A 3,764-nucleotide genomic window follows, 5' to 3' on the forward strand; every position below is an offset into this window, starting at 1 on the left:
TCCGAGTAGCCCTCACCGAACTTGCCCGACGCGTGCTGCGTCTTGAAGTCCTCGCCGAGCAGCGTGTCCACCTGCGACTTCAACGCGTCCAGCTGACCCTGGATGTCATCACGAGCCTGCGACAGCGACGACGCCACCTGCTCCATCTCCGCATACGAAGCACCGAAATCGGCCATCGTCAACTCCCTCACTCAGAAAACCCGACCCCCACCGGGCCGACACTCAGAACCTAACCGACCACCACCATCCCCCACGATGGGGACCATTCCCCATGCCGTCAGGAGGGGCGGTCTTCGGGCGTGAGATCGTCGCGGGGAGCCATCGTCATGCCGAGCAGGCCGATGCGCACCTCGCCGGCACGGTTGAGCTCGTCGCCGCCGATGAGCCCGCGGTCGCTGAGCACGACCAGCTCGTGCCGGAGGTCGGAGCACACGCGAGCCCGCTCGTCGGGAGGAAGCTCGTCGAGGGCCCTCTCGATCCGGGCGAAGTTGCGGCGCCAGCGTGTGCTGCCCGTCTCGGCCGGGCCACGGCTGAAGACGAGATGCAGCGCGCCGACGACGACATCGGAGATGATCCCCGCGATGCCGATCGGAGCGGTGGCCGCCCCCTGGGAGATCGCCAGCGCGGCGCAGCGTCGGGGTGCCTCTCAGCGCTCGCGCCTCGAGTCTCCACCAGTCGATGGGACGCCACTCGCGGGCCGCGCGGGCCTACCGGGCCGCGGGTCCGTCGGCGTTCACGCAGGCGGCCAGTCGAGCGAGAGGGCCATCGAATCGAAGAGGACGCGCGCCGCCTCCCGTCGAGGATCGTCGCTGTCTGCGGCGGCGTCCAGCAGGTGCGTGCCGTGGAGCATCGCGGCGCTCTTGCGCTGCGACCCGGGGACGGGCACGACGTAGAAGTACTGATCCGAGATCGTCCCGGTCATCTGGCCCTCGCCGGGCGCAGAAGTCCGCCACGCGAGCACGCTCCGCCGGTCGTCGAGGAACTCGGTGTCGCCTTCGCGGATCTTGGCGGTCACCCACGCCTCGATCGTCCGGCCGGGTTCGTCATCGACGATCGACACCGTGAACGACATCGGGAATGCGGTGCCCTCGGGAGGGTCGAGCGGCAGCACGGCGAAGCGTCCACCCCGTTCGCGGAGCTCTGTCATCCACTTGACCAGCGAAGACGACAGGAAGGCGTCCACGTCCGGGCGGCCCGCACGCCTCACCTGCGTTCGGAGCTGCCCCCGCAGCTCGGCCAAGCCTTCGTCGTCGACGGTGACGGCGCGCCAGCCACCCGGGACCAACATCCGCATCGTCGGGCGGCCCGCCGATCCCTGCAGCTCGTATCGAAGGGCTCTCATGCCGCGCTTGCGCCCTCGATCTCGACGACGATCCCCGAGGCGAGCTCTTCGAACCGGGGCATGCCCGCGCCCAGCGCGCTCAAGTCCGCCGATGTCGCGCACACCTCGACCAGGACCCCGCGGCTCAGGAACTGGTACCTCAACTGCCCGACCAGCGCGCCGTCCGGCATCGCGGTGACCGCGGCGATCGCGCGGCCGATCCCGAGCGTCGCCGACGTCACCTCGCTGGTGCGCTGAGGCAGGGCCACCGAGTTCTCGACCGGGACATCGGCGAGCTCCGACGCCTCACTCGCTCCGACGAACACTTCGACGAGCGCGTCCGCCGGCAGCCCGCGGGGACAGTAGAGGAACGCCGCGAGGGCGTCGCTCGACAAGAGACGCGCCTGACCCTCGAGCCGGAGCGCAAGTTCGCCGGGGCTCTCTGTCCACGCGGCATTCGCCCGGAGTGTCTCGATCGTTTCTGCGACCCACGACGTCAGCTCCGCCCGGGCACCGGCGCGCAACGGCGCGGGAACCTCGAGGAACCGACGCGCGTCGAAAGGGACGTCCACGCGCCACAGCGCGTCGAGCAGCGGCACGTCAGATCCACCCGAGGTCATGCGCGACACCGCCGCCCGTCTTCCCCAGCCCGTCGACGAAGTTCAGCACCTGCTGGATGCCGCCACCGGCGTCGTTCATCAGGCCGGCGATCGGCGCGCTCCCGTTGGGACCGGTGAGGAACTGGGTGAGGTTCTGTCGCGCCTTGTTGGAGAGGTCGGCTGCGGCATCCGCGAAATGAGCGCCCGTCGCCCCGTCGAAGCCCTGCATGAGCCGATGCATCACCGACGGACCGCCGGTCGAGGTGAACCAGTTGCGGAGCACCTGCGACCCGTTGCGGTTGAGCTGCCCGCCGGCATGGAACACATCGGCGACCGTGCCGCGGCTGAGCAGGCCCGTCACCATGCCCCGGCCGGCGGTGCCGCCCATGCCCACCATGTCGGTGAGCATGTTGAGCGCGCCGTGGCCGCCCGCGGCCAGCCGCCCCATGAATCCCGACGCCGCCGTGATCCCCTTGATGGCGCCGAAGGCCTTGCCGAACGGGAAGACGCCGACCGCCGACCAGAAGATGTCGGCGCCGTCCGCTCGACCGCCGGCCGCCCGGAGGAGCGTGACGCCCAGCGCGAGCAGTCCGGCCAATGCCGCCGCGAGGATGAAAGGACCGCCGAGGATGCAGGCAGCGACGGCAAGGACGACGCCCACCACCTGGAGGACGAGCGAGAGCGCGTCGAGGACCGGCAGCGAGTTGTCGAGCCAGGAGTCCTCGACGCCGTTGTCGTTGGCCTCTTCGAGCCCGTTCACCGCGGCGTTGTACGCCCCGTTCCAGGTGTCGTAGTAACCGTCGTAGCCGCGGGATTCGTCGACCCAGTCCTCGTACGCGGTGTCGAACGACGCCTGCAGTGAGTCGGTCGGGTCGCCGGCCTGGGTGGCGGTCTCGAGAGCGATCGATCGGCCGCGGACCGTCTCCCACTTGCCCGAGGCGTTGGAGATGAGGGTGCGGATGGGCTGCTGCACCTCGCCGAGTGCATCGCCATAGTCACGGATGACGGCACCGCTGGGCGAATACCGGATCCCCGCGATCTTCAGATCGCTGTGCACCTCTTCCGCACTCTCCCGGAGCTTGTCGATCGACTGTCCCTTGCCGACCGTGCCGGACGCGATGTGATTGAGCGTGTTCGCCGCCCGCTGCATCCGATCTCCGAGATCCACCATCGCGCGTCCCCGCCCCGCGATGTCTGCCGCATCACCGGGGATCTCCAGCAGGTCGCGGCCACGCGGCGACGGAAGCATGTCGTACGTGCGGTACTGCGGACCATTGACCGGCATCAGGCGTCCCTTCCATCGCCGACATCGGCGGCGGTGGCGAGTTCCCGATCGAGGTCCTGCCACGCCTGTCGCGTCCCCGACACACGCTCGAGCAGCTCCTCGAGGTGATCACGCAGCGTCTGCCGCTTGTCGTTCCAGGCCTCCTCGAACCGCTGCGCCTGCGACCGCAGCCCGGTACGCCCCAGCGGGCTGCCGATCGCGCTCTCGAGGGCCTCACTGTTGCGTGTCGCCGCATCGAATTCGGCGATCGTGTCCTTCAGCGCGCGTTCGAGGTCGCTCATGCTCCGCATGGGCACGTCGATGTCGTCGTACGGCACGTCACTCTTCCCTGTCCTGCTGCTGATTCACGGCACGCACCCCGTCGGGGCTCGGATCCGCCCGCCCCCGACGGAGCCGAGGATTCAGACGCCGGAGAGCTGCTGGTCGAGATCCTGGATCGCGCGCATCATGCCCAGCAGCGCCTCCGACATGTCGTTGATGCCGTCCACAGCACCCTTCAGACCCGTCGTCAGCTCCGAGTAGCCCTCACCGAACTTGCCCGACGCGTGCTGCGTCTTGA

The 3,764-nt window shown here is 69.3% G+C and carries 5 protein-coding genes; all 5 read right to left on the minus strand.

Annotated elements, in window-relative coordinates:
- Positions 1 to 277: 277 nt before the first annotated feature.
- Positions 278 to 433 carry a hypothetical protein gene (locus EIO58_RS18890; protein WP_164861724.1) on the minus strand — a complete coding sequence of 52 codons (156 nt, stop codon included), beginning with the start codon at positions 431 to 433 and terminating at the stop codon, positions 278 to 280.
- Positions 434 to 733: 300 nt separating this feature from the next.
- A complete protein-coding gene (locus EIO58_RS14200; protein ID WP_127820077.1) occupies positions 734 to 1,342 on the minus strand; it encodes a hypothetical protein in 609 nt (202 codons plus the stop codon).
- Complete coding sequence (locus EIO58_RS14205; RefSeq protein WP_127820078.1) at positions 1,339 to 1,920, minus strand: hypothetical protein; 582 nt, start codon at positions 1,918 to 1,920, stop codon at positions 1,339 to 1,341. Before EIO58_RS14205 ends, EIO58_RS14200 begins: the two co-directional genes overlap by 4 nt.
- A gap of 1 nt (position 1,921) precedes the next feature.
- Positions 1,922 to 3,205, minus strand: coding sequence for a hypothetical protein (locus tag EIO58_RS14210; protein ID WP_127820079.1), 1,284 nt, complete (start codon positions 3,203 to 3,205; stop codon positions 1,922 to 1,924).
- The gene (locus EIO58_RS14215; RefSeq protein WP_127820080.1) at positions 3,205 to 3,522 is read right to left on the minus strand and encodes a hypothetical protein; all 318 of its coding nucleotides are present in this window, start codon (positions 3,520 to 3,522) and stop codon (positions 3,205 to 3,207) included. Before EIO58_RS14215 ends, EIO58_RS14210 begins: the two co-directional genes overlap by 1 nt.
- Positions 3,523 to 3,764: the final 242 nt, after the last annotated feature.

This window comes from Microbacterium sp. CPCC 204701, assembly GCF_004010105.1.
GTDB lineage: Bacteria > Actinomycetota > Actinomycetes > Actinomycetales > Microbacteriaceae > Microbacterium.

What these genes read in the sequence shown, in the direction of transcription:
- EIO58_RS14210 (WP_127820079.1), bottom strand. Translation starts at nt 3,205, where the DNA reads ATGCCGGTCAATGGTCCGCAGTACCGCACGTACGACATGCTTCCGTCG.
- EIO58_RS14200 (WP_127820077.1), bottom strand. Translation starts at nt 1,342, where the DNA reads ATGAGAGCCCTTCGATACGAGCTGCAGGGATCGGCGGGCCGCCCGACG.